General features: G+C 73.9%; 11 protein-coding genes and 2 pseudogenes. 6 read left to right on the forward strand and 7 right to left on the reverse strand.

The features are described 5' to 3' along the window. The first annotated feature begins 15 nt into the window (after positions 1-15). Positions 16-2805 (forward strand): pPIWI_RE module domain-containing protein, encoded by a 2790-nt coding sequence (locus tag ACZ64A_RS02860; protein ID WP_469807789.1) that lies wholly within the window; start codon positions 16-18, stop codon positions 2803-2805. Between the two features lie 80 nt (positions 2806-2885). Here ACZ64A_RS02860 and ACZ64A_RS02865 read toward each other — a convergent pair. Continuing rightward, positions 2886-3140 (reverse strand): annotated as a pseudogene (locus tag ACZ64A_RS02865) (transposase); the annotation flags it as partial. Positions 3141-3261: 121 nt separating this feature from the next. Between ACZ64A_RS02865 and ACZ64A_RS02870 the strand changes: the two are divergent. Continuing rightward, positions 3262-4804, forward strand: a pseudogene (locus tag ACZ64A_RS02870) (AMP-binding protein). Positions 4805-5078: 274 nt separating this feature from the next. Here ACZ64A_RS02870 and ACZ64A_RS02875 read toward each other — a convergent pair. Both ACZ64A_RS02875 and ACZ64A_RS02880 read right to left on the reverse strand, forming a co-directional pair. Beyond that, positions 5079-6452: an aKG-HExxH-type peptide beta-hydroxylase gene (locus ACZ64A_RS02875; RefSeq protein WP_469807791.1), complete on the reverse strand. Its 1374-nt coding sequence runs from the start codon at positions 6450-6452 to the stop codon at positions 5079-5081. Further along, positions 6449-7765, reverse strand: a complete 1317-nt coding sequence (locus ACZ64A_RS02880; protein WP_469807792.1) for an FxsB family cyclophane-forming radical SAM/SPASM peptide maturase — start codon at positions 7763-7765, stop codon at positions 6449-6451. Before ACZ64A_RS02880 ends, ACZ64A_RS02875 begins: the two co-directional genes overlap by 4 nt. A 277-nt stretch (positions 7766-8042) precedes the next feature. On the opposite strand from ACZ64A_RS02880, the gene fxsA reads away from it, so the two are divergent. The 3 genes from fxsA (at position 8043) to ACZ64A_RS02895 (ending at position 13320) form a co-directional block, all read left to right on the forward strand. After that, positions 8043-8261 carry an FxSxx-COOH cyclophane-containing RiPP peptide gene (gene fxsA / locus ACZ64A_RS02885; RefSeq protein ID WP_469807793.1) on the forward strand — a complete coding sequence of 73 codons (219 nt, stop codon included), beginning with the start codon at positions 8043-8045 and terminating at the stop codon, positions 8259-8261. Between the two features lie 184 nt (positions 8262-8445). Then, entirely contained in the window at positions 8446-12222 is a 3777-nt protein-coding gene (gene fxsT / locus ACZ64A_RS02890; RefSeq protein WP_469807794.1) for an FxSxx-COOH system tetratricopeptide repeat protein, read from the forward strand. A gap of 75 nt (positions 12223-12297) precedes the next feature. Further along, entirely contained in the window at positions 12298-13320 is a 1023-nt protein-coding gene (locus ACZ64A_RS02895; RefSeq protein ID WP_469807795.1) for a hypothetical protein, read from the forward strand. On the opposite strand, the gene ACZ64A_RS02900 is transcribed toward ACZ64A_RS02895, so the two are convergent. From ACZ64A_RS02900 to ACZ64A_RS02915, 4 genes are all read right to left on the reverse strand, one after another. Next, on the reverse strand, positions 13304-15550 hold the full coding sequence (locus ACZ64A_RS02900; RefSeq protein ID WP_469807797.1) for a hypothetical protein: 2247 nt from the start codon (positions 15548-15550) through the stop codon (positions 13304-13306). The genes ACZ64A_RS02895 and ACZ64A_RS02900 overlap by 17 nt on opposite strands. A gap of 238 nt (positions 15551-15788) precedes the next feature. Continuing rightward, positions 15789-16940: a P-loop NTPase family protein gene (locus ACZ64A_RS02905; RefSeq protein ID WP_469807798.1), complete on the reverse strand. Its 1152-nt coding sequence runs from the start codon at positions 16938-16940 to the stop codon at positions 15789-15791. Then, on the reverse strand, positions 16937-17977 hold the full coding sequence (locus ACZ64A_RS02910) for a hypothetical protein (RefSeq protein ID WP_469807799.1): 1041 nt from the start codon (positions 17975-17977) through the stop codon (positions 16937-16939). Before ACZ64A_RS02910 ends, ACZ64A_RS02905 begins: the two co-directional genes overlap by 4 nt. Before the next feature lie 135 nt (positions 17978-18112). Beyond that, positions 18113-19321: a cation:proton antiporter family protein gene (locus tag ACZ64A_RS02915; RefSeq protein ID WP_469807800.1), complete on the reverse strand. Its 1209-nt coding sequence runs from the start codon at positions 19319-19321 to the stop codon at positions 18113-18115. Between the two features lie 474 nt (positions 19322-19795). On the opposite strand from ACZ64A_RS02915, the gene ACZ64A_RS02920 reads away from it, so the two are divergent. Then, entirely contained in the window at positions 19796-20491 is a 696-nt protein-coding gene (locus ACZ64A_RS02920) for a nucleotidyltransferase domain-containing protein (protein ID WP_469807801.1), read from the forward strand. Positions 20492-20595: the final 104 nt, after the last annotated feature.

The following is a 20595-nucleotide window of genomic DNA, read 5'->3' on the forward strand; positions in this document are numbered from 1 at the left end:
GAGTCAGTCCTCACCATGGCCTATGACCGCATCCAGCCGGCGGCCTTCGTGCCCGCGCCGGACGTCGGCCCCTTCCTCGTCACGCACTACGCGCTGTCCTTTCCCCGCGCGTGGCGCGACCCCCTCAAGGAGCACTATCTGCACGGAAAACCCGAGCGATATTCCCGTCATCGCATGCAGGTCCCCATCGGTCGGCTCAACCGTCTCATCGCGGCGGTCGCCCCCGACCTGGTGTCGGTCGCTGCCAAGGCTCCGCTGGACGACGCCAAGCCATGGCTCTACGCGAACGCCCCGTACCCGAAAGCCGTCATGAGCAGCTTCATCCACGCCTGGCTGCGCGACCTGCAGCCCGGAGCCGAAGGGCACGCAAAGGTCAAGGAGACCGCCGGGCAGCTGGATATCGACGGTCTGGACTGGGGGCTCGTCGGCGTCGACATGCTGGAGCAGACTCTGACGGAGGGCGGCACCGCCAGCCCTGCTGACCACCTGTGGCGGCTGCTACCCGAGACACTGGCCTCCCGCATCGCTCGGCAGGACCCGCCGTACGAGCACTTCGGCCAGCGGCTCCACTTCCGGCAGGTGGCCCAGGCTGCCGGGGCGCCCGGTGCGGAACTCGTCTCGTGGCCGCCGCTGGAGCACACCAGCGGCAGGGGCGCCAAGGAACGAGTGTGGTACTACTCCGCGTACATCCGGCTCTCCCTGCGCACGGTGCCCTTCGATCCGACGCCCCGTCTCCATCTGACAACCGGTGTGCGCCGCTGGGTACGCGGCCCCGTGTGGATGCCGCAGCGGGGCAGTGTGTCCGTGTATCTGCTCGCCGACGACAGCCTGGTGCCCGACGGGCCCTCGCCGGAGCGGTTCGCGGTCGGCGCGATCCGCTGGGTACCCATGTCCGGGGGGCACGAATGGGTCCAGGGCGGCCCCGAGGGCATGCTCAGCCAGGTGTCAGCCGTGGCCAACTTCCCCTCCGCGGACCTGATGGCGAAGGAGCCCGAGAGCTGGCTCACGGGCCGCGAAGGAGTCACCGCGGCCGTGCTGCACCACACCATGATGGGCGCGCACGGGGTCAAGTCCGGGATCATGCCGATGGAGCGGCGCAGGCTCACCGAATGGGCGGCCGCGGCCCTGGAACCGGAGTTCGTCCGCATCGGGGCCTTCGAGAGGAGCGGGATCCGTCGCCAGATGCCGTTCAACGTCTTGGAGGACACGCTCTCGGTGAAGAAGACCGCAACCGAGGAGGAGAAGGCGGGGATCGCCAGGAGGAACACCGAGATCCTGCTGCGAAACGCGGCCGAACGACGCCTCAGGGTCGCTCAGGCCGTCGGTGCCGGTGGGCTCACCGCCGTGCTGCTGTACCAGACCGATGCCATGAGGGATCTGCTGATCGCGGCAGCCGAGGAGAACCTCGGACTGGCCGGGCACTGCGTTGCCTCGGGGCCGGAACTCTGGGCGTGGGAGCACCCTGACCTGACCGTGCGCATTCACGTGCGTCAGGCCGGCGCACTCGCGAGCCGGCTCGGCGGAGACAGGGCACCCCGGCGTGGGGTCGAATGGGACGCGGCCGTCGATGTCCGCCGTGCCGAGGTAGGTACCGCACTCCACGACTGGATGCGAGACACCGCCAGCCCCGCGCAGCTCGCCTTCGTCGAACTGGAGGGACGAGACGGCTTCAAGCGCCGCACGAGCGACCCCAAGTTCGCCATCCGTGTCGGATGCGCCGACGCGGGGCTCGTCAGCCAGTTTCTCGATCTGCCCGATCCCGCGGGAACCGTGCCCGAGAAAGACTCTGGGCCTCACCGTGCCGCGGCAGCGTGGAGCGACGGACTCAGGCAGCTCGGTATGCGGATCGTCCCCGAACACTCTGTGGGCGAGCGGATCCCCGAGAAACTCAACCAGGTCGCCTTCTGGCTCGTGAAACGGCGGATCGGCGGCGACAACCAGTACCCGCAGTTCACCCCCATCGCCGTGCTGATCCGGCCGGGACAGGGCTGTGTGATGGGACGCTCGCCTGAGACGCAGGACTGGGTTCCTTATCCGGAGCTCCTCAAGAACCTCGTCGGGCGCGTCCGAGGCACGGACCTCAAGTTCCGGCAGCAACAAGAGGATGCCACCGCCCTCTTCATCAAGCAGACGCTCTACAAGCTGCGCGGCGAGCCCACGCTGGTCCTCACCCATGCCCAGAACATTCGTGAACGCTGGCCCTGGCTGCAGAACAAGGGACTGGTCGCGGACGGAATGAGACTGGGGAACGGACCGCTCCAGCGCCTCGCTGCCCACGGCCGCCAGCTGCGCGTCGTACGGGTCGCGGGCAGCGTACGGGACGAGACCGCGCAGTGGTGGGCCCCGGACGGTGACGAGGCAGCCGGTGTCGCCAAGGGCCTGTGGCGGCCGACCGATGCAGGTGACAGCAACCGCATCTTCTACAGCACTTCCGACAAGGCGAGCCAGCACAAGCACGCCCGGGACATCAGCAAATTCACGGAACACCGCAACGACGGCGGACGCTCCTTGCGGAAGCCGGACAAGGCGGCCTGGAACCCGGAACTGCTCGAGATCGGTGTCGTCGGCCTGCAGTCGGGCGACGATCCTGAACCGTGGGCCATGTTCGTGCATCAGCAGCGTTTCGCCTACGACTACACCGATGCCTTGGGGCTCCCGCTCGCCCTGCATCTGGCATCGCTCACCGTCGAGTATGCCCTGCCGTATGAAGAGCCCGAGCAGGCTGAGCCTGGCACAGCGTCAATCGGAGCTATCCCTGAGGACGGCACGCCGGAGGAAGGCGACGAGGTGGCAGCTGAGGGCTGATGGGTCATTTCGGGGATCTGCTGCACGATCGGGTGACGTCTGAACTGGCTTGCACTCGCCTCCAGCTCGGCGACCCGGGCCTCCAGCTGCCGGATCCGCTCGTCGGGATCGGCGGCCGGCGCCGTCTGCCCGGAACCAGCCGGAGCCTTCCTGGCCCCGGCCCGGCCGTCAGGGCCAGCACCACGGCGTTCGCGGTCCCGCAGTACCCACTCCCGCAGAGTGGCCCGGTTGATGCCCAGATCAGCGGCGATGCTCTTGTACGTCGCCCCGGGCGTGGACTCGTACAAGGCCACAGCATCGGCCCTGAACTCTTCCGAATAGTCCTTCATCGCCATCGGCGGTCTTCTCGCTTCGTCCGGATCAAGCAGATCCAGTATCAGCGTGTCCACCACTCAGGGGGAGGCGCCCACGGCGCTTCCGCGTGAAGTAGGTGTTCCGGATGCAGGAGAGTGAGCTATGCGTGTTCCGATGACGGTCGCCGATTTTCTCGAGCGGGCCGAGTGGGGTCTCGCCTCGGACACCGGTGTGGTGGACGAGCCGGATCAGCCAGGCGTGCCGGTACGGGAGACGACGTACGGGCAGCTGGGTGAGCGGGTGCGAGCCTGGCAGGCGGGGCTGGATGCGCTGGGCGTGGGTGAGCGTGAGCGGGTGACGGTGGTCAGCCACAACTCCGCACGGCTGCTGGAGCTGTTGTTCGCGGTGCCGATGAGCGGTCGGATCTGCGTGCCGGTCAACTTCCGCCTCAAGCCCGATGAGGTCGAGTACGTGGTGCAGCAGAGCGGCTCGACGGTGCTGCTCGTCGACCCGGAGCTGGACGAGGCTCTGTCCGGAGTCAAGGCGCGCCACCGGTTCGTCCTCGGGGAGCAGACCGAGACCGAGCTGATGCGGTTCGGCGTAGCCCCCCCGCCCGTGGTCGGCCCCGGACGAGGATGCCACCGCGACGAGCAACTACACGTCAGGGACCACCGCCCGCCCGAAGGGGGTGCAGCTGACCCACCGCAACAGTTGGGTGAACGGGATGACCTTCGGGCTGCACACCAGGGCGTGGGAACGCGATGTGTATATGCACATGCTGCCGATGTTCCACTGCAACGGCTGGGGCATGCCCTACGTGATGGCCGGACTGGGCGTGAAACAGGTGGTGTTGCGCAAGGTCGACGGCGCGGAGATCCTGCGCCGGGTCGACCGGCACGGCGTGGCGCTCATGTGCGGCGCGCCGGCGGTGTGGAAGGCGGTGCTGGATGCGGCGGCTTCATGGGAAGGAGAGATCCCTGGCCGTGATCGGGTACGGATCGTGTGCGCGGGGGCTCCGCCTCCGAGCACGCTGATCCAGCGGGTGGGGGAGGAACTGGGCTGGGAGTTCACGCAGATCTACGGTCTGACCGAGACGTCCCCGCTGCTCACGTTCAACCGGTCCAGGCCGGCAGATGCTGCACTGCCCGCTGGGGAGCGGGCGCGCAAGCTGTCCCGTGCAGGACTGCCCGCGCTGGGAGTCAAGCTGAAGGTCTCCGAGACCGGCGAGGTCCTGGCCCGGTCGAACGTCGTGCTGGACGGGTACTGGGACAAGCCGCAGGAGACCGCGGTGGCCCTGAAGGGCGGGTGGTTTCACACCGGCGACGGTGGCAGGATCGACGAGTCCGACGGTCACCTGACGATCTCCGACCGGAAGAAGGACGTGATCATCACAGGCGGCGAAAATGTGTCTTCGATCGAGGTGGAGGACGCCATTTTCAGCCACCCGGCGGTCGCCGAGGTCGCCGTCATCGGGGTGCCGGACGAGACGTGGGGCGAGACGATCAAGGCCCTCGTGGTGCTTGCCGAGGGAGCCACGGCAGCCGAGGCCGACATCATCGTCCACTGCAAGCAGCGCATGGCCGGCTACAAGGCGCCGACGAGCGTCGAGTTTTGTGATGCCATCCCCCGTACGGCCACCGGCAAGATCCAGAAGTTCAAGCTCCGCCAGCCGTACTGGTCCGGCCAGGACTGGAAAGTCAACTGACCACCGGCCTGACGCCGCCGGGCGCGGCCGGCATTGGCGTGGTGCCCCCGCTCATACAGTGACGGGGGCACGCGACAAGACCTCAGCAGAGGTGTGACTCAAGTTCCGTCTGATAGGCGGATCTGCCCATGTGCCACCACGACCGTATCGTCAGCGGTCAACTCGCCCCTCGGACACCAGTGAGACCCCTGCACCGCAGGGGTCTTTTTCTTTGCCAAGCCCTTTGGTGCAGCCCTCTGCCCAGCCCGCGCCGCTCTCCCGCCCGGTCCGCCGGTCACGCCGACAGCATCCGTTCCCCCTCCGGACCGCCGTGGCCGCCGTGGCGGTCGTGCCAGGCGTTGCGGTGGGCTCGGGCCTCTGATTCCGCGCGGTGGACCGCCGCCGGCGGGACCGGCAGGCGGCACAGGGTGTCCAGGGTGGCGAGCATGCGGTCGGCGAAGCGGCGGCCCAGGGGTGTCAGGCGGTCGGAGGCGAGCAGGACGAGCGTCGCCTCGCGGGCGGCCAGGCGCCAGCGGGCGAACTGCACGTGCGCCTCGAAACGCGTGCGCGGGTCGGACTCGCGCTCACTGCGGCGGTTCCAGAACCGGGCCACGCCCAGATGCGCGTACGCCCCGTGGAACAGCCCCAGCAGCGGACGCGGGTCGGGACGCCAGGGGGCGTAGAAGCGCTCCGGGCCACCCGCGTGGAACAGGTCGAACAGGTGCAGCAGTGCCGCGAACTTGTTGTGCTGCATCTCGTGCGCCACGGTCACCGCGAACCCCGCCGCCGTCCGCGGCAGCGACAGCGCCACACAGCCGAAGGTCTCCGCGCTGCTTCCGCTGACGATGCCGGGCCCCGGCCCGGCCAGCGGCACCAGCAGGCGCTCGCCCGCCGCCAGCTCCTCGTACACCTCCGGGTGGTCGGTGCGCAGCAGCGCGCACGCCTCCCGGGCCACGGCCGCCCATGCCCGCGCCTCACGCGGGCCGATGCCGTCGGGGCGGTCGGCGGCGTGCGGGAACGACGGCCGGTCCACCACGTCCAGCAGCAGCGGCGCCCCGCCCTCCAGCGTGGCCAGCAGATGCGGCCCGTGCCAGCGGCCGCCGCTCCGGTACGGCGCCGGGGGTACCGTCACCGCGTCCTCGGTGCCGTCCGGCGTGCGGAGCACGATCCGCGCACGGCCCTCGGCGCCGATGCGTACCTGTGCCCGGTCGCCGGCGTGCGCCCCCGGGAAACGCGCCCGGCCCAGCGAGGGCAGCACCACCCACGTCCCGTCCACCGGCAACGCCGTACACCCCGGCACTCCCGCGCGCGCCGCCGCCGCCGCGGCCAGCGCCGTGAACCGGCCCATCGGCGGCTCCTCGCTCGGTCGCGGCCGCGTCAGCCGGGACAGCACCTCGAACAGCGCGGGCCCGGAGACGGGATGCGTGAGGACGGCCGCCGTCGCGTCCGGCGCGGTGCGCGCGGCCGCGGTCAGCAACTCCCAGGCCGACGCGCCCTCCTGCGCGACCCGGCCGCCGGTGCGGGCCGCCGCGTCCGTCAAGGCCCACGCGCAGGCCAGACGCCGGCTGTGCTCGGCCCGGGCCAGCAGCCGCAGCGCCTCGGCCCCGCCGCCGCCCGCGGCGACCGCGTCGAACAGCGCGCCCGGCATCCGGTACGGCGACGGTGTCATACCGCCTCCGCGGTCAGCGGCGTCGGATTGTCGTCACCGCGGTCGGGGGAGGGGGCCATGTGGCCGGTGCCGTCGACGGTGAGCGGCTCGGCGCGCCGGGCCACGCCCGGCAGGTCCGCCGCCAGCCGTCGCCGGACGCGCCGGATGAGTGCGGCGAGGTCGGCGCAGTACACGCTCGGGTTGGCGAAGCCCGTCGGGGGGCGGTAGCGGGTGGCGTAGTGGCCGCCGCCGCAGACGCGGTGCAGGGCGCAGGCGCGGCACTGCGCGCACAGTCCCTGCGCGCCCCACTGGCGCGCCGCGATCCCGGGGTGACCGAGCAGCGTGTCCAGGGAGTGCCGCCACACGTCCAGACCGGTGCGCGCGGCCCCGTCGTACGCCGTGCGCAGCGCGTCGTCCTGCGCGAGCGTGCCGTCCGTCTCCACCACGGCGTAGCGCACCGGGGACAGACCCAGCGACTCGGTGCGCACCGGGGCGCCGAGCAGCAGCGCCATCAGGTCGTCCAGCAACCGGACCCCCGTCTCCTTCACCGGAGCGCCGTACCAGCGCTCGAAGACGGCCCACAGCCAGTCGGCGTACGGGGTGCGCCGTCCGGTGGGGTCCAGGCCGGACGGCGGGGTGTGCCAGGTGCCCAGCGGCAGCAGGAAGTCGACGGCCGGCGGGGCGTACGCCAGCAACTCCTCGTAGGTGCGCACCGGGTCGTTCGCCAGGTCGACCGTGCACAGCAGCCCAGCGAACAGGGGCCGGTAGCGCTCGCTCGACAGCAGCCGCAGCCCCGCGCTCACCCGGGCGTGGCTGCCGCGGCCGTCCGCGCCGCGCCGGTGCCGGTCGTGCGCCGCGCGGCCGCCGTCGGTGCTGACGCCGATGCGCAGCCCCAACTCGCCGCAGAGGTCGAGCCGTTGCCGGGTCAGGCGCACGCCGTTGGTCTGCACCGACAGGTGCAGCCGCACGCCGTCGCCGACCGCCGCCCGCAGCGTGCCCACCGTGTCGGCGAGCGCGCGGTCGCCGGCCAGCAGCGGCTCGCCGCCGTGCAGCACCACGCCCGCCTCCCGCGCGCCGTGCGCGGCCAGATGCTCGGCGATGCGCCACGCGATGCGCTCCACCGTGGCCGGTGCCATGATGCGCGGCTGGCGCCGCCAACCGGTGTCCTGCGCCCGGTACATGTAGCAGTAGTCGCACGCCAGGTCGCAGCGGCTGTGCACCTTGAGGACGAACGAGTCCAGTGGATACGGCTGCCAGCCGGCCGCCCGCCGCGCCGCCACGTCGGCGGTGGTGGGCCACGGCGGCTCGGCGCGGCGCAGTGGCGGTCGACTCATCCGCTTCCCCCCGACGGCCTCGCCACGGGCCCCGCCTGCCACGGGCGTCAGGCACAGCCCGTCCGGCCCGCATGCCGACCAGTATTCGGGGGCCCTCGACGCACCGTCAACATCGCTAATGAGACAACGCAGGTGAGAGACCGCGCAGTTGACCGCACGGATGCCGTCCGTACGCTGCCGCCGCCGGGGGCCCCGGCGTTACGCTGAAACGACGGCCACCGGCGCGGCCACGCGGCCCCGAGGTGGGCCCGGCCACGAGACCCCAGGGAGTGACCCCGTGGAAGCAGCCGAGGGCACCGCCCCCGCCGAGGTGCGCGCCGCGGGCGGCGACGGCGTGGAGGGCGACGTGGAGTCCGCCGTCCTGGACATCGCCGCGCTCTCGCCCGACGACATCGCCGCCCTGCCCGGTTCCGTGCTGGGCGAGCTGCTGCGCCGGGTCCACGACAGCTGCGCCGAGGGCGACCCGTTCGTCACCGGACACAAAGAGAGCCAGTGAGCGCCGGGACACGGAGCCGCGGCCGTGACGCCACCGGCCACGCCCTGTACTGTCACCCCCCGAGCGTCCGTTTTGTCCTTTCCCGGGGAGGCGTCGGCGCCGTCCGGCACCGCCCGTGCCCCGCCGCCGTACCGCCGTCTTCCCCATCGCACCGTCCCGTCGCGCCGCGCCGAGCGGAGAGGTCATGCCCGACGTCAACTCCCCCGACCGCACCGGTCCGTTCGCCGTCTTCGTCGCCGCCTCCGAGAACGTCGGCCTGAGCACGACCCTGCGCAACGTCGCGGACATCCTCGCCGAGACCGGCCGCAGCGTGCTGCTCGTCGACGGCCGCACCGGCGCCCCGGACCCGGCGCTGCTGCCGCCGCCCGTGCCCGGCCGGGTCACCACCACGCGCCCGCACCCCGACCGGCCCCTCGCCGGTGACCCCGTCGCCGCCGCCTACGACCACGTCCTGATCGAGGCGCCCGTACCGGACACCCCCGACGCCGACGAACCCGCCCGGACCGCGGCGCCGGCCGACGCGCTCGTCGTGTGCTTCGCGATGACCGCCTGGTCCATCGACGGCGCCGCCGCCCTCGCCGAGGACCTCACGGCCCGCGCCCGGCGGCCCGTGCGGCTGCTCACCCTCGGCCTCAAGAGCGACGTACGCGTCCACGACCGGCTGCGCGACGCCCGCGAACGCGTACGGCGGCGCTTCGGGCCGCTCGCCGCGACGCTCGGCGAGACCGACATCCCCTTCCTCGAGATCCCCTACAACCCGCTCTACCAGGACGCGCGCAGCCTCGCCGTCCACTCCGAGGGCGCGGGCACGGTCATCGGGCTGCGCCCCTACTACGAGCGGCTCGCCGACTGGCTGCGCGCCCGCCGCGCCCCACGGCTGAACGAGGTCACCGTCGTCCACTCCGCCCGGCACGCCCCCTGGGCGGCCTGGGTACGCGACCGGCTCGCCGCCAAGGGCGTGCGCACGCAGGCGCGCCGCGCCGACACCTACACCGGCGAACGCCCCGGGCGCGGCGGCGCGTTGCTCTTCCTCGCACCCGACGGCACCGACGAGACCCTGCTCGCCCAGATCGGCGCGCTGTCCCACACCGACGTGCGGATCGTCCTCGTGGACGAGCCGTTCCCGTACGCCGAAGCCGCCCACCACGAACGGATCGACCTGCGCGAGGCAGGGGAGGAGGAGGCGCTCCGGCTGCTGTACACCGGTCTCGGGCTCGACCCCCGTCCCGCCGGTGAGGCGCCCGGCGCCACGCCCTTCCCCCGGCTGCCCGAGACGCACAACATCGGTCCCCGCAACCGGGACTTCGTCGGCCGCGACGAACTGCTCGCCGCCGTCGAGGACCGGTTGCGCTCCGCCGGGCAGGACGGTGCGTGCCTGGTGCTACACGGGGCCGGCGGCTGGGGCAAGAGCGAGGCCGCGCACGAGCTGTGCCACCGCTACGGCTCCGGCTACGACGTCGTGTGGTGGGTGCGGGCCTGGGAACGCCGGCGCGTCGAACGCGGGCTGCGCCGCCTCGCCGGGTGCCTGGACAGCCCGCACGACGGCCTCGGACCGGCCGACACCTCCGGCGACGCGATCCCCCGTCTGCTCGGCCGTCTCTCCCGCGCCGACGAGCCGACCAGCTGGCTCCTGATCTACGACGGCGTCGCCGACCTGTCCACCCTCACCGGCCTTCTGCCCTCCCCGCACGACCACGGCCACGTCCTGATCACCAGCCGCACCGCCCCGGCGACGGCGGAACCGGCCCCGGCGGAACCGGCCTTGGCGGAACCGGCCCCGGCGGCGGACGACGCCACGGGCGCGGACGGAAGAGGCGCGCAACAGCCCACCGACACCGGGGAGCCCGCCCCCGGTTCCCCCCTCGGCCGGCGTCCGCGACTCACGGCGTACCCCATGCCGCCCATGACCGCCGACGAGAGCCGCGCGCTGCTCGCCGAGCGGGTGCCGGAGATCAGCGAGGGGCAGGCCGGGCAGGTCGGCAGTGTCGTGGACTTCGTGCCGCACGCCCTGCACCTGGCCGCGCACTGCCTGGCCGAGCGGGCCGCCGGACACCACCGCCACGACCACCTCACGACCGAGGCCGCCGTGCGCGACGCCGTGCGGGACCTGCTCGCCGAGTACCGGGCCGGCAAGACGGAGCTGCTGCAACGCGGCGAGGCGGCCACCCCGGTCGCCGTGATGGTGCAGGTGGCGCGGCAGGTCGCCCGCACCACCCCGGGCGCCGCCGCCTGGCGCTCGGAGTCCCCGCACCGCGACGCGCTCGGCTGGCTGCTGGACGCCGCATCCCTGCTCACCGGCCGCGGCATGGGCCTGGAACTGCTGCGCTCGCGCCGGATCCTGTCCGAACTCGCCCGCGACGACGACCTCGCGGACCCCCGCACCGGCGACCCCCACCACCCCGACGACGTGCAGCTGCCCGACGAGCACATGGTCAGCGTCGCCCTGTGGGCACTCGCCCAAGTGGGCCTCCTCGACGTCGACTTCGACCGCGCCGCCCAGCCGCTCGCCCAGCACCACGGGCTGCGCGACCTGATCCGGGCCGGCATGAGCGACACCGAACGCGAGCACATCGAGTCGGTGCTGCGCGGCGTCCTCGCCGAGTACGCGCCGCAGGAGAGCCAGGACCTGCCCGCCGACTGGGCCCGCGAGGTGTACTCACTGCGGCTGTGGGAGGACACCCGCCCCCGGGTGCGCCGCTCCCTGCTGCGCCACCTCAACGCGCTCAGCCAGCGCGCCGAGGCAACCGACCTCGAACGCCTCCTCGACATCGCCGCCCAGGCACGCGACGCCTGGCACCGAGACGACGACGAGCAGTCGCCCGAGTATCTGCGGCTGCTCAACCTCACCGCCCGCGCCCACCGCCTGCGCGGCGACTACGACGCCTCCCGCCGCCTCGCCCAGGACGCGCTGCTCGGCCACCGCAGACTGCTCGGCATCACCCACCCGCGCACCCTGCTGTCCGCCGACTCCTACGCCGCGACCCTGCGGGCCCTCGGCCGCTTCGAGGACGCCCTGCTCGAACTGCGGCCCGCCCTCGACGGGTTGACCCTGCTGCTCGGCCCCCAGCACCCCGCCACCGTGCAGGTCGAGCACAACCTCGCCCTCACCGAGGCGCTCACCGGCCGCACGGGCGACGCCCTCACCCGCCTGCAGGACCGCTTCCGCCACCGGCAGGCCGTCGGCGGCGAGGACGACCCGGTCGCCTGGGACTCCGCCGACCTGCTCGCCTATCTGCTGCGGGCCACCGGCCGCGACGGCGAGGCCCGTGACCTGCTGCGCCGGCGGCTGCGCCGGCTCGGCGACTCCTGGGGCCGCGACCGGCTGTGGACCGAGGTCGGCCTCGCCGTCGGCGAACGCCGCCTCGCCGACGGCTTCCCCGCCGTCAAGGACCCCCGCTACGGCTACGAACGCGCCCACGAACGCGACCGGCGCGCCCTGACCGAGTACCTCGCCCGGTTCGGCGCCTCCCGCTTCGACACCCTGCGCTGCCAGTTCAGTTACGCCGCCGACCTCGGCGCCCTCGGCAAGCACGAGGAGGCCGAGGCGCAGGCCCGCCAGTGCGCCGGGATCTTCGCCCGCACCTTCGGCGCGGGCCACCCCTACACCGGCCTGTGCCACGTACGGCAGGGCGTCCACCTGCGGAACATGGGCGAGCCGCGGTCGGCCGAGGAGGCGGGCCGCGCCGGGCTCAACCTGCTCGGCCACAAGCTGGGCGGCGCCCACCCCTGGGTCGCCGCCGCCGAGAACTCCCTGGCCGCCACGCTCGCCGCGGCCGGCCGCACCGACGAGGCCGTCGAACTGGCCCGCTCCGCCCTGACCCGGCTCGGCGACCTCGGTGTCGCGGACCGGCCCGACGGACGCCGGGTCGCCCTCCACCTCGACCACCTCACCGGCACCGGCGGCGCCCGCCCGGCGCCGCCCTCCGGCTACGACATCGACCTGGAGCTGCCCGGCCTGTAGACCCCACCCGGCCGGGCCCGACGCCCGCATCCCGGCACCGGCGGCCGGCCCCACCCCACCGAAAGGCGCGTACCCGTGGCAGCTCCCGCACCCCAGCACACCAGCACGCTGAAGCAGTCGCACTGGACCGTGAAGCGGCACGGCGTGATCACCGAGATGTGCGAGGAGACCGTCGCCGCCACCCCGGCGATACGCAGCCTGTGCCACTACAGCAACGGCATCCTCGACTTCGCGGTCCTGCGCGCCCCCCTCGCCCCGCTCAGCAGCCTGCTCACCGAACCCGGCGACGAGGAGTCCGGCGAGTCCCTGCCCGGCAGCCGGCTGCTGCTGTGCGCCCAGGACCTCGGCCTGGTGCTGCGCCCGCTGGGCACCGGCGAGCTGATGCGCACCGTGGTCGCGGGCCCCCGCGGCGGGCTGTGGGGCGGCCGCGCCCGGCCCGGCGAGTTCCTCGCCGCGGTGACCGACCTGGGCGACGGCGTGCCCGCCGCCGACACCGCCATGAACCGGCTGGTCACCCGCATCCGCACGGAGATCCACTCACTGCCCGACGAACTGCTCGGCGGTGACCCGGTGGCCAAACCGCACCTCACCGCACTCCCGGCCCCCGAGGGCCCGCGGATCGACTTCGGCACGGCCGCGGCCGCCGACACCGTCTACGAGGAGCGACTGCGCGACCTGTGGCGCAGCCACGTCAACCCGGCCGACCTGCACTACGCCGGCTACTACCGCGACTGGACGCTGGTCTGCGTCGGAGACGTCTTCGACGCCGGGGAACTCGGGCCCCGCTTCATCGACGTCAGCGTGCGCACCCGGCGCACCGCCTACCGCGACCTCTCGCGCAGCCTGCGCGGCCACGTCGTACGCCTCACCGACGCGCTCGGCCTGATCACCCCGCCCGCGCCCGGCCGCGCGCCCCTGGACCGGCTCGTCCTCGATGTGCAGGAGGGCGCCGTGTACGTCCACTGGACCTCGCCGCACGCCTTCCTGCTGGGCGTCACCCTCGACCAGCGGCAGGTCGGCAACGCAGAACAGCGCCTGGCGGGCCTGGCCCGGGCCCTGCGGGCGACGCCCGCCGGGCGGTTCACCACGCCGCGCTGAGCGTTCCCCACACCTCCTCCGCCAGCGACTCCACCGTGCGGGCCGGGGTGAGGCGGTGACGCTGGTCGGCGCCGCCGAGGAGATGGACCGGCAGCACCTCCACCGCGCTCTCGTACTCCCGGCAGATCCGGCGCAGTTCGCCCAGCTCCGCCTCGGTCGGCGCGGCGCCGGGCACGGTCGCGGCGGCCCAGGCGGCGACCGCCGCGCGGAAGCGCTCCGTCAGCTCCCGCACCAGCGTCGCGCAGCCCAGCACACTCAGATCGGCCGGCGTCGCCGCCGCGCGCCCCGAACGGCCCGCGACCCGCCCGGTGACCGCCTCCAGCATGGCCAGCGCGTCCCGGAAGCGGCGCCGCACCGGCCCCGGCAACGCGGCGGCGTCCGGCTCCGGTTCGCCGCGCGCCGGCGTGGCCCGGTCCGTGGCGGCGGGCCGGGTGTCCAGGGCCAGGCCGGCCAGGGTGCGGTGCATCTCGTCCAGCCGGGCGGTCTGCAGCTCCAGGTCGCGGCGCATGCGTTCGCCCAGCTCCAGCAGGTCCTCCTCGCGCCGCTCCTCCACCAGCCGCCGCTCCAGCTGCAGCAGGGCGTCGTGCGCACTCAGGCCGAAACCGCCCTGCCGGTACACCAGCGGCCGGGAACCGATGGACCGTCCCAGCCGGTCCTGCATCGCCTGCGACACCAGCCCGTTCACCACCAGCAGCACCTCCAGCCGATACGGCCGTACCGCGCTGCGCAGCCCGAGGACATGGGCGGCGACCCGCTCGGCGTCGTCGGCGAGCAGCACCGACCGGCCGTAGATCACCGCGATGTAGGCGTCCGGGGCGGGGGAGAGCCAGTACACGACCTCCTCCCGGCCGCCCGGTGAGCGGGCCAGACGGGCCGGCACCGGGTCGCGGGAGGCGATCCGCCACTGCCCGACGTCCAGCGCCTCGTGCAGGTCGGCCAGCACTTGCCGGTACGCCACCCGCTCGTGCAGCTCCCGCACCGCCGCCAGCACCGCCGAACCCGGCACCCGCCGCACCGCGCCCTGCTCGTCCTCGGCGAGCTGCCAGGCCTGCCGGCACGTCTTGAGGATCTCCCGGGGCACGCCCTCGGTCAGCTCCGGCAGCAGCCGCAGCGCCTCCTCGTCGAACGGCCCGGTGCCCGCCGTCCCCGCCGCGGCGAGGTAGCGGGCGACCAGCTCACGGGTGTCGCGGCCGTCCAGGCCGTTGGCCCACAGCTGCACCACCCGCTCGTGCACGCTGCCGCGCAGCGCCTGCAACCCGGCCGGGGAGGTGCAGAAGACCAGCAGACCGCCGTGGCTCGCACAGATGTTGACGAGGCGCTCGAAGGCGTCGAAGAAGGTGCGCCGGGCCTCCTCAGGCCACTCCAGCACCTTCTCCAGGGAGTCCAGCAGCAGCACGTACGGGTTGCCCACCCGGCCGTGCAGGAAGCCCTGTACGGCCAGCGCGTCGAAGACCCGGTCGATGCCGGCCGCGTTGTCCGCTCGCCCCGGCTGCGGTCCTATGGCCTCGGTGATGCCCCGTTCGCGCAGCGGCTCGGCGGGCTCCTCGCCGCTCAGCCAGTTCCACACCATGCGGCGGAACGGCGGCTGCAGCAGCAGCGCGAGCGCGGTGGCGAACCGGCGGTGCTCGGTCACCTCGCCGAGCGTGCCGCGCAGGTCGGCGTGGAGCACCTCGGGGTCGTAGCGCAGCGCCGTGACGACCTTGTCGGGGTCGAGCGTGCGGTCGCGCAGTCCGGCCGCGATCTCCCGCAGGGTGCCGCGGCGCGGGTCGTCCTCCTCGCCGCCGACCCAGCCGGCCGTGACGTAGGCGTAGTAGTCGCGCACGAGGTCCTCGAAGGCCTGCCGGCCCTGCGGGGTGTCGGCGGGGCCGCGCAGCCGGTCACGGTAGAGCCGTCCCATGTCCTGCGCCGGCTCGTCCACGATCCACGTCGCCGCGTCGCCGTGCCGCTCGCGCACCGTGCGGTAGGCGCGGCGCAGCGCGTGGCTCTTGCCCAGGCCGAACCCGCCGACCAGGGCGACGACCCGCCCGCGCCGGCCGCCCGCCGAGGGTGGCGCGAAGTAGTCGCCGACCAGGGCCTGCAGATCGGTGACGAGCGGGGTGTCGAGGTGGGCGTTGCCCGAGTCGGCCGCCACCGCGGCCGACTCCCCGAGGTCGGACGTCGGGCCGAGCCGCACGACCGGGCTCAGCGGGAAGGGGTTGTCGTGCCAGAGGTCTCCACGGTCTGGGGCCATGATGGCACTCCTCGGGTTCTGACGGTGGTGTCCGCGGTGCGAGCGGCGGGAGCGGGGGGTACGGGCCGGTGCGCGTCGGGGCGGCGGGGCAGGAACGCGGGCCGCTGCGGGTCGGGCGACAGGGGCGGGGACTCGGGCCGCTGCAGGCGGGGCGACAGGGGCGCGGGCTCGGGCCGCTGCGTGTCGGGGCGGCGGCTCGGGGCCCGGTGGGGTGAGACGGACCCGGGGGCCCGCCCGTTCAGTGGCCCGGCGCCGGCGTGGACCACCGGTCCGGCGGCGCCACGGGCCGCCCTGTCGCAGGCGGCGCGGCCCGCTGTCCCGGCGTCCGGTGCGGAGCCGGCGGCGGGGTGCGTCCCAGGTCGGCCGGGTCCAGGGTGGGCGCGCGCAGGTCGGCGGCGGTGACCCGCACGCGGCCACCCTGGCGTCTTTGCCGCTCGGCGATCTCGAAGCACTCCTTGCGCAGCTGCCGCACGTCCAGCAGGTTCCACGCGTCACCGGCCGCGGGCGGTGGGCCGTCCACGGACGGATGGCCGCCCCGGACGGCCTCGATGAACTTCACGGGGTCCTCCGATGTGAGGGAGCCGAGCGAGAGATGGGTGACCTCCGGGTAGGACAGCAGGTCCCCGAGCACCTCCCGCGCGGTGCGCGGGTTCTGGTGGCTGATCTCGACGAACAGTACGATCCGGCTCTGCGCGTGTCTCAGGCACGTTCTGAGGAACTTGCCGCGCACCTCGCCTCCGGCGTCCCGCCAGTCGATGTGCGGCACGATCGCGAACAGCAGACAGTTCTGCTGGGCGAGCAGCGCGCTGATCGCGCCGAACGCCTTGTGGACGTCACCGCCGTCGATCACCGGGTCCAGGGCCACGTCGGGGAAGTACCCGCGCAGCGCCTCGACGACCTTGTCCCGTATGGCCGCGTTGATGCCCGGCGTCTCGGCGAAGTCGCCGCGCTCGTCCCAGCTGACGTCGTTGCCGTAGTTGACGTATCCGCCGGTCATCGCGACGACCGGGCGCGGCGGCCGCAGCCCCCGCCGGTACTCGGGAGTGCCGCCGGCGTCCGCGTCGAGCCGGGCGAGGTACTGGTGGGCGAGGTGGATGCACTGGTGGATCAGCGTGGTCTTGCCCATGCCGACCGGACCGGTCACCACGACCAGATGGCCGCGGTCCACATGCGGCATGATCATCTCCGGTAGCCGGGCCAGACAGCGCCGGAACTCCTCCACCTGTTCGCGGACATGGTCGACGTCGACCCACTGCCCCGCGTGCTCCTCCTCCGCCCACGGCACCAGGGGATGGTCGTCCCGGGGGACGGCCGGTATCCCGGGCACCTGGCTTCTGCTGCCCGGCACGTACACCCCGAACGGGTTCGTGCGGTGCTCACCCCCGCTCATACGGCCGCCCCCGCTCTCTCCCGCCGCCCGATCCGGTCCCGCACGCTACGCCAACTCCAGTACACCTTGCTCCGGTTGAGGTCGGATATCGGTCGCAGCCGGTCCTCCAGGGCGCTGCGTTGCTCGTCCGCGTACTGGGCGCGGCCCTCGGTGTCCAGCAGATAGCCGTCCTGGTCCCCGCGCAGCGGCCGGCCCAGCGGCAACGCGTCGGCGGCCGCCCGCCCCGCGTCCCGGCGCGCCGGCGGGCCGGGTACCCGGTTCAGGGTGCGCGCCAGGGCCGTACGGGCCTGGCGCACCGCGCCGTGATCGGCCCGCTCGTCGCTCTCGTACGCGGCGAGGTAGTCGTGGACGGCCGTTCGGTAGGCGCTCTCCTCGCCGGTCAACTGCTGCTGGAACTGGCGGCGTTCTGCCGACAGCCGCTCGGACGCCTGGCCGCCGAGGGTGAGCAGCGCACCGGCGGCCAGCAGCGGTAACTGCTTCAGGAAGTCCGTGAACCAGCCGCCCCCGCCGTCGTCCTTCGCCGCCGCGCCCGGGGACTCGGAGGCGGCGGCCATGAGCGCGGAACAGGCCCGCCCGAACGCCTCCGTCCGCCGCTCGGCCCACTGCTGCAGGGTCATCGGGCCACCCCCCTTGCCGACGCCCGCGCCATCGCCGGTGCTTGGGCGCTTGCCCGCGCCTACGCCCTTTCCCGCGCCCTGGCTCGATCCGTCGGCCGGCAGCACCGCGTCCGGCGCGGCCGCGCTGCCCGGCGCCAGCAGGTGCAGGCGGACGGCCGCCGCGACGAGCCCGGCCCGGTGCGCGCCGTCCAGGCAGTACACCAGCTGCACGTCCCGCTCCGAGGACGGACCCGGGCCCGCCCACGCGGGGCCCGAGGCCAGCAGCACCAGCGCCGCCCCGCAGGCCGCCGCGCAGGAGCGACGGACCCGGCTGCCTGCGGGGCGGCGCGGGGGAGCGGTGGCCCGCGCCGCCGGGCGGGCGCCGGGCGGACGGCCTGCGCGCGGTGCCCCCGTCCGGCCGTGTCCCCTGCGCTGCCTCATCACGCCTCTCCCCGTCCGGCCACCCCGGTGACCCCTGCTCGCCGTACCCCTGCCGCCCCGCGCCCGATACCGCCCCGTCCCATGGGCCGCCGCCTCCAGGAGGTGTCTCGCCGATCACGCCGCACGAGAGACCCCCTAGGCCGCGGTCCGTTCGTCCGCCGCCCTCGCCTCCACCGCCCTCGCCTCCACCGCCTCGCGGTGGTACGGAGAGTGACGAACGGTGGCCGCGGCGAGTTCCCGCAGGCCGAGGAGGCCCGGCAGTCGCGGCCGGCGGTCCTGGAGCAGGCGACCCACCCCGTACAGGGCGTTGACGGTCAGGACGGCCGGGCCGACCGTCCCCGCGGTGCCCGGAAAATCACGCTCGAGGGTGAGCGCGATCAGCACCGCCGTGATGCCGTTCTGCTGGGCGAGCCCCAGCGCGATCCGGTCCCGGCGCGGCAGGCCCCGCACGAACAGCGGCAGCACCAGCAGCGCCACCAGCGCCTGCGCGGCGAACGCGGCCGTACCCAGCACGACACCCTGCGTCCAGGACACGCCCCGGGCGAGCAGCAGACCGAGTGCCAGGAAGGCGACGAGGAACGCGCCGCCCACCGCCCGGTCGACCACCCGGCCCACCGTCCGGGAGCGCACCACGAGACCGGCCAGCGCCACCGCGAGCATCAACTGCTGCGCCGCCGCGAGCACCAGCAGGGCCACCACCAGCAGCACCGCGCCCGCGCCACCGGCCCGCCGCGCGGCCACCGCGCCGGGCATCCGCCGGACCGCCCACCGACCCGCGCACCACACCGCGACCACCGCACCGAGCAGTGCGGCGTTCAGACCGAGCCCGGTCAGATAGCCGCCGACGCCCCCGGAGGCCACCTCCGGGCTGCCCGAGTGCCCGGCCGCCGTATAGGCGTACCCGGCGAGATACAGCGTCAGCAGGACCGTCATCGGATCGTCGAAGGACGCCCATGCCTTCAGCAGCGACCTGGCCCGCTGCGACATCCGCCCCTCGCGGTCCAGCGCGGCCACCGACAGCGGGTCGATCTGCGCCACCGCCATCCCCAGCACCAGCGATTCCGGCCGCCGGAAGAACAGCAGCATCGTCCCCGCGATCAGTGCGGCCTTCAGCACCACCCCGAGCGTGACCGCCACCAGCACCCCGGTCAGGTCCGCCCGCAGTGCCTTGACGTCGATCGCGTACGTACTGCCGTACAGGCCGACCGCCAGCAGCAGGCCCGCCGTGAAGACGTAACCGCCGGAGTGCATCAGCCCCCTGGTGTCCACCGGCAGACCGATCAGCACGCCGACGACCAGCGCCGCCGCTCCGCCCAGCACCAGGCCCGGCACCGCCCCGGACACCCGCCGCATTGTGCGCACCACCGTCGCCATCGCCTGGTCCCCCCTCCCCCTGCCGGACCCGGACGGCGTCCGGGACGGGCGGGGACGCCTCCGGTCCGGTGTCGGGCCCGCCGCCGCGGGGCAGGTGAATCGTAGGCGCCCCGGCCGCCGCTTCGACAGCCCGGCACCGGCCGTGTCCAGGGCACGGCCCCTCGGCCCGCCCCGCCCGCGCGGGCCGCGGTGCCGTCGCCGTACCCCGGTGCGGTGCCTCGTCTTCACGATGCCCGTCCGGGCCCGCCGCCGAACCCGCGCGCACCCGGCGGCCGGGCGCATCCGGCCGCCTGGATCACCCTTCCCGGTGAACCGGGGGCACCGCTCCGCTCCCGGCAGGCGCGCGCACCGGCCCGCGAGCCCCCCCCCGGCGGGGAAAAATGCGAGGCCGGTGAACGGTGGTGCGAGGCATGATGACGGACCGCACCACCACCGGGGGGACCTGTGAGCGACAGATACGTCCTGCTGTCCGGCATCGTCGGCTCGACGGCGTACGGACTGGCCCGCGAGGGCTCCGACATCGACCGGCTCGGCCTGTACGCCGTCCCCACCGAGGAGCTGCACGGCCTGCGGCAGCCCAAGGAGTCCCACGTCTCCACCGCACCGGACCGCACCCTGCACGAGGCCGCCAAGTGGTGCCGGCTGGCCCTCGGCGGCAACCCGACCGTCATGGAACTGGTGTGGCTGCCGGACGAGCTGTACGAGGTGCGCACCCCGCTCGGCGACGAACTCATCGCCCTGCGCTCCAGCCTGCTCAGCGCCCACCGGGTCCGCGACGCCTGCCTCGGCTACGCCACCCAGCAGTTCCGCAAGCTCACCCACCGGGCCGAGGGGACCGCCCCGCCCGCGCGGATCGCCAAGCACGCCCGGCACCTGCGGCGGCTGTGCGCGCAGGGCTTCGAGCTGTACGCGACCGGCGCGCTGACCGTCCGGGTCGACGACCCCGACGCCTACCACTCCTTCGGCGAGCGGGTCGCCGCCGACCCGTCGGCCGCGGAGCCGCTGCTGCGGCACTACGAGGACGCCTTCGCGAACACGCCCAGCGCCCTGCCCCCGCGCCCCGACGAGTCGGCGGCCGACGCCTGGCTGCGCCGGGTGCGCGCCCACTTCTACGCCTTTGCGGGTACGACCGGCACCTGACGGAAAATCGGATGCCCCGCCACCCGCCGTCTTCCTAGACTCGCCACGCATCGCGCGCCGCCCCTGCCGACGGCGCGCGATGACCATCGACACCGATCACCAGT

The organism is Streptomyces sp. NPDC104814 (assembly GCF_055583185.1).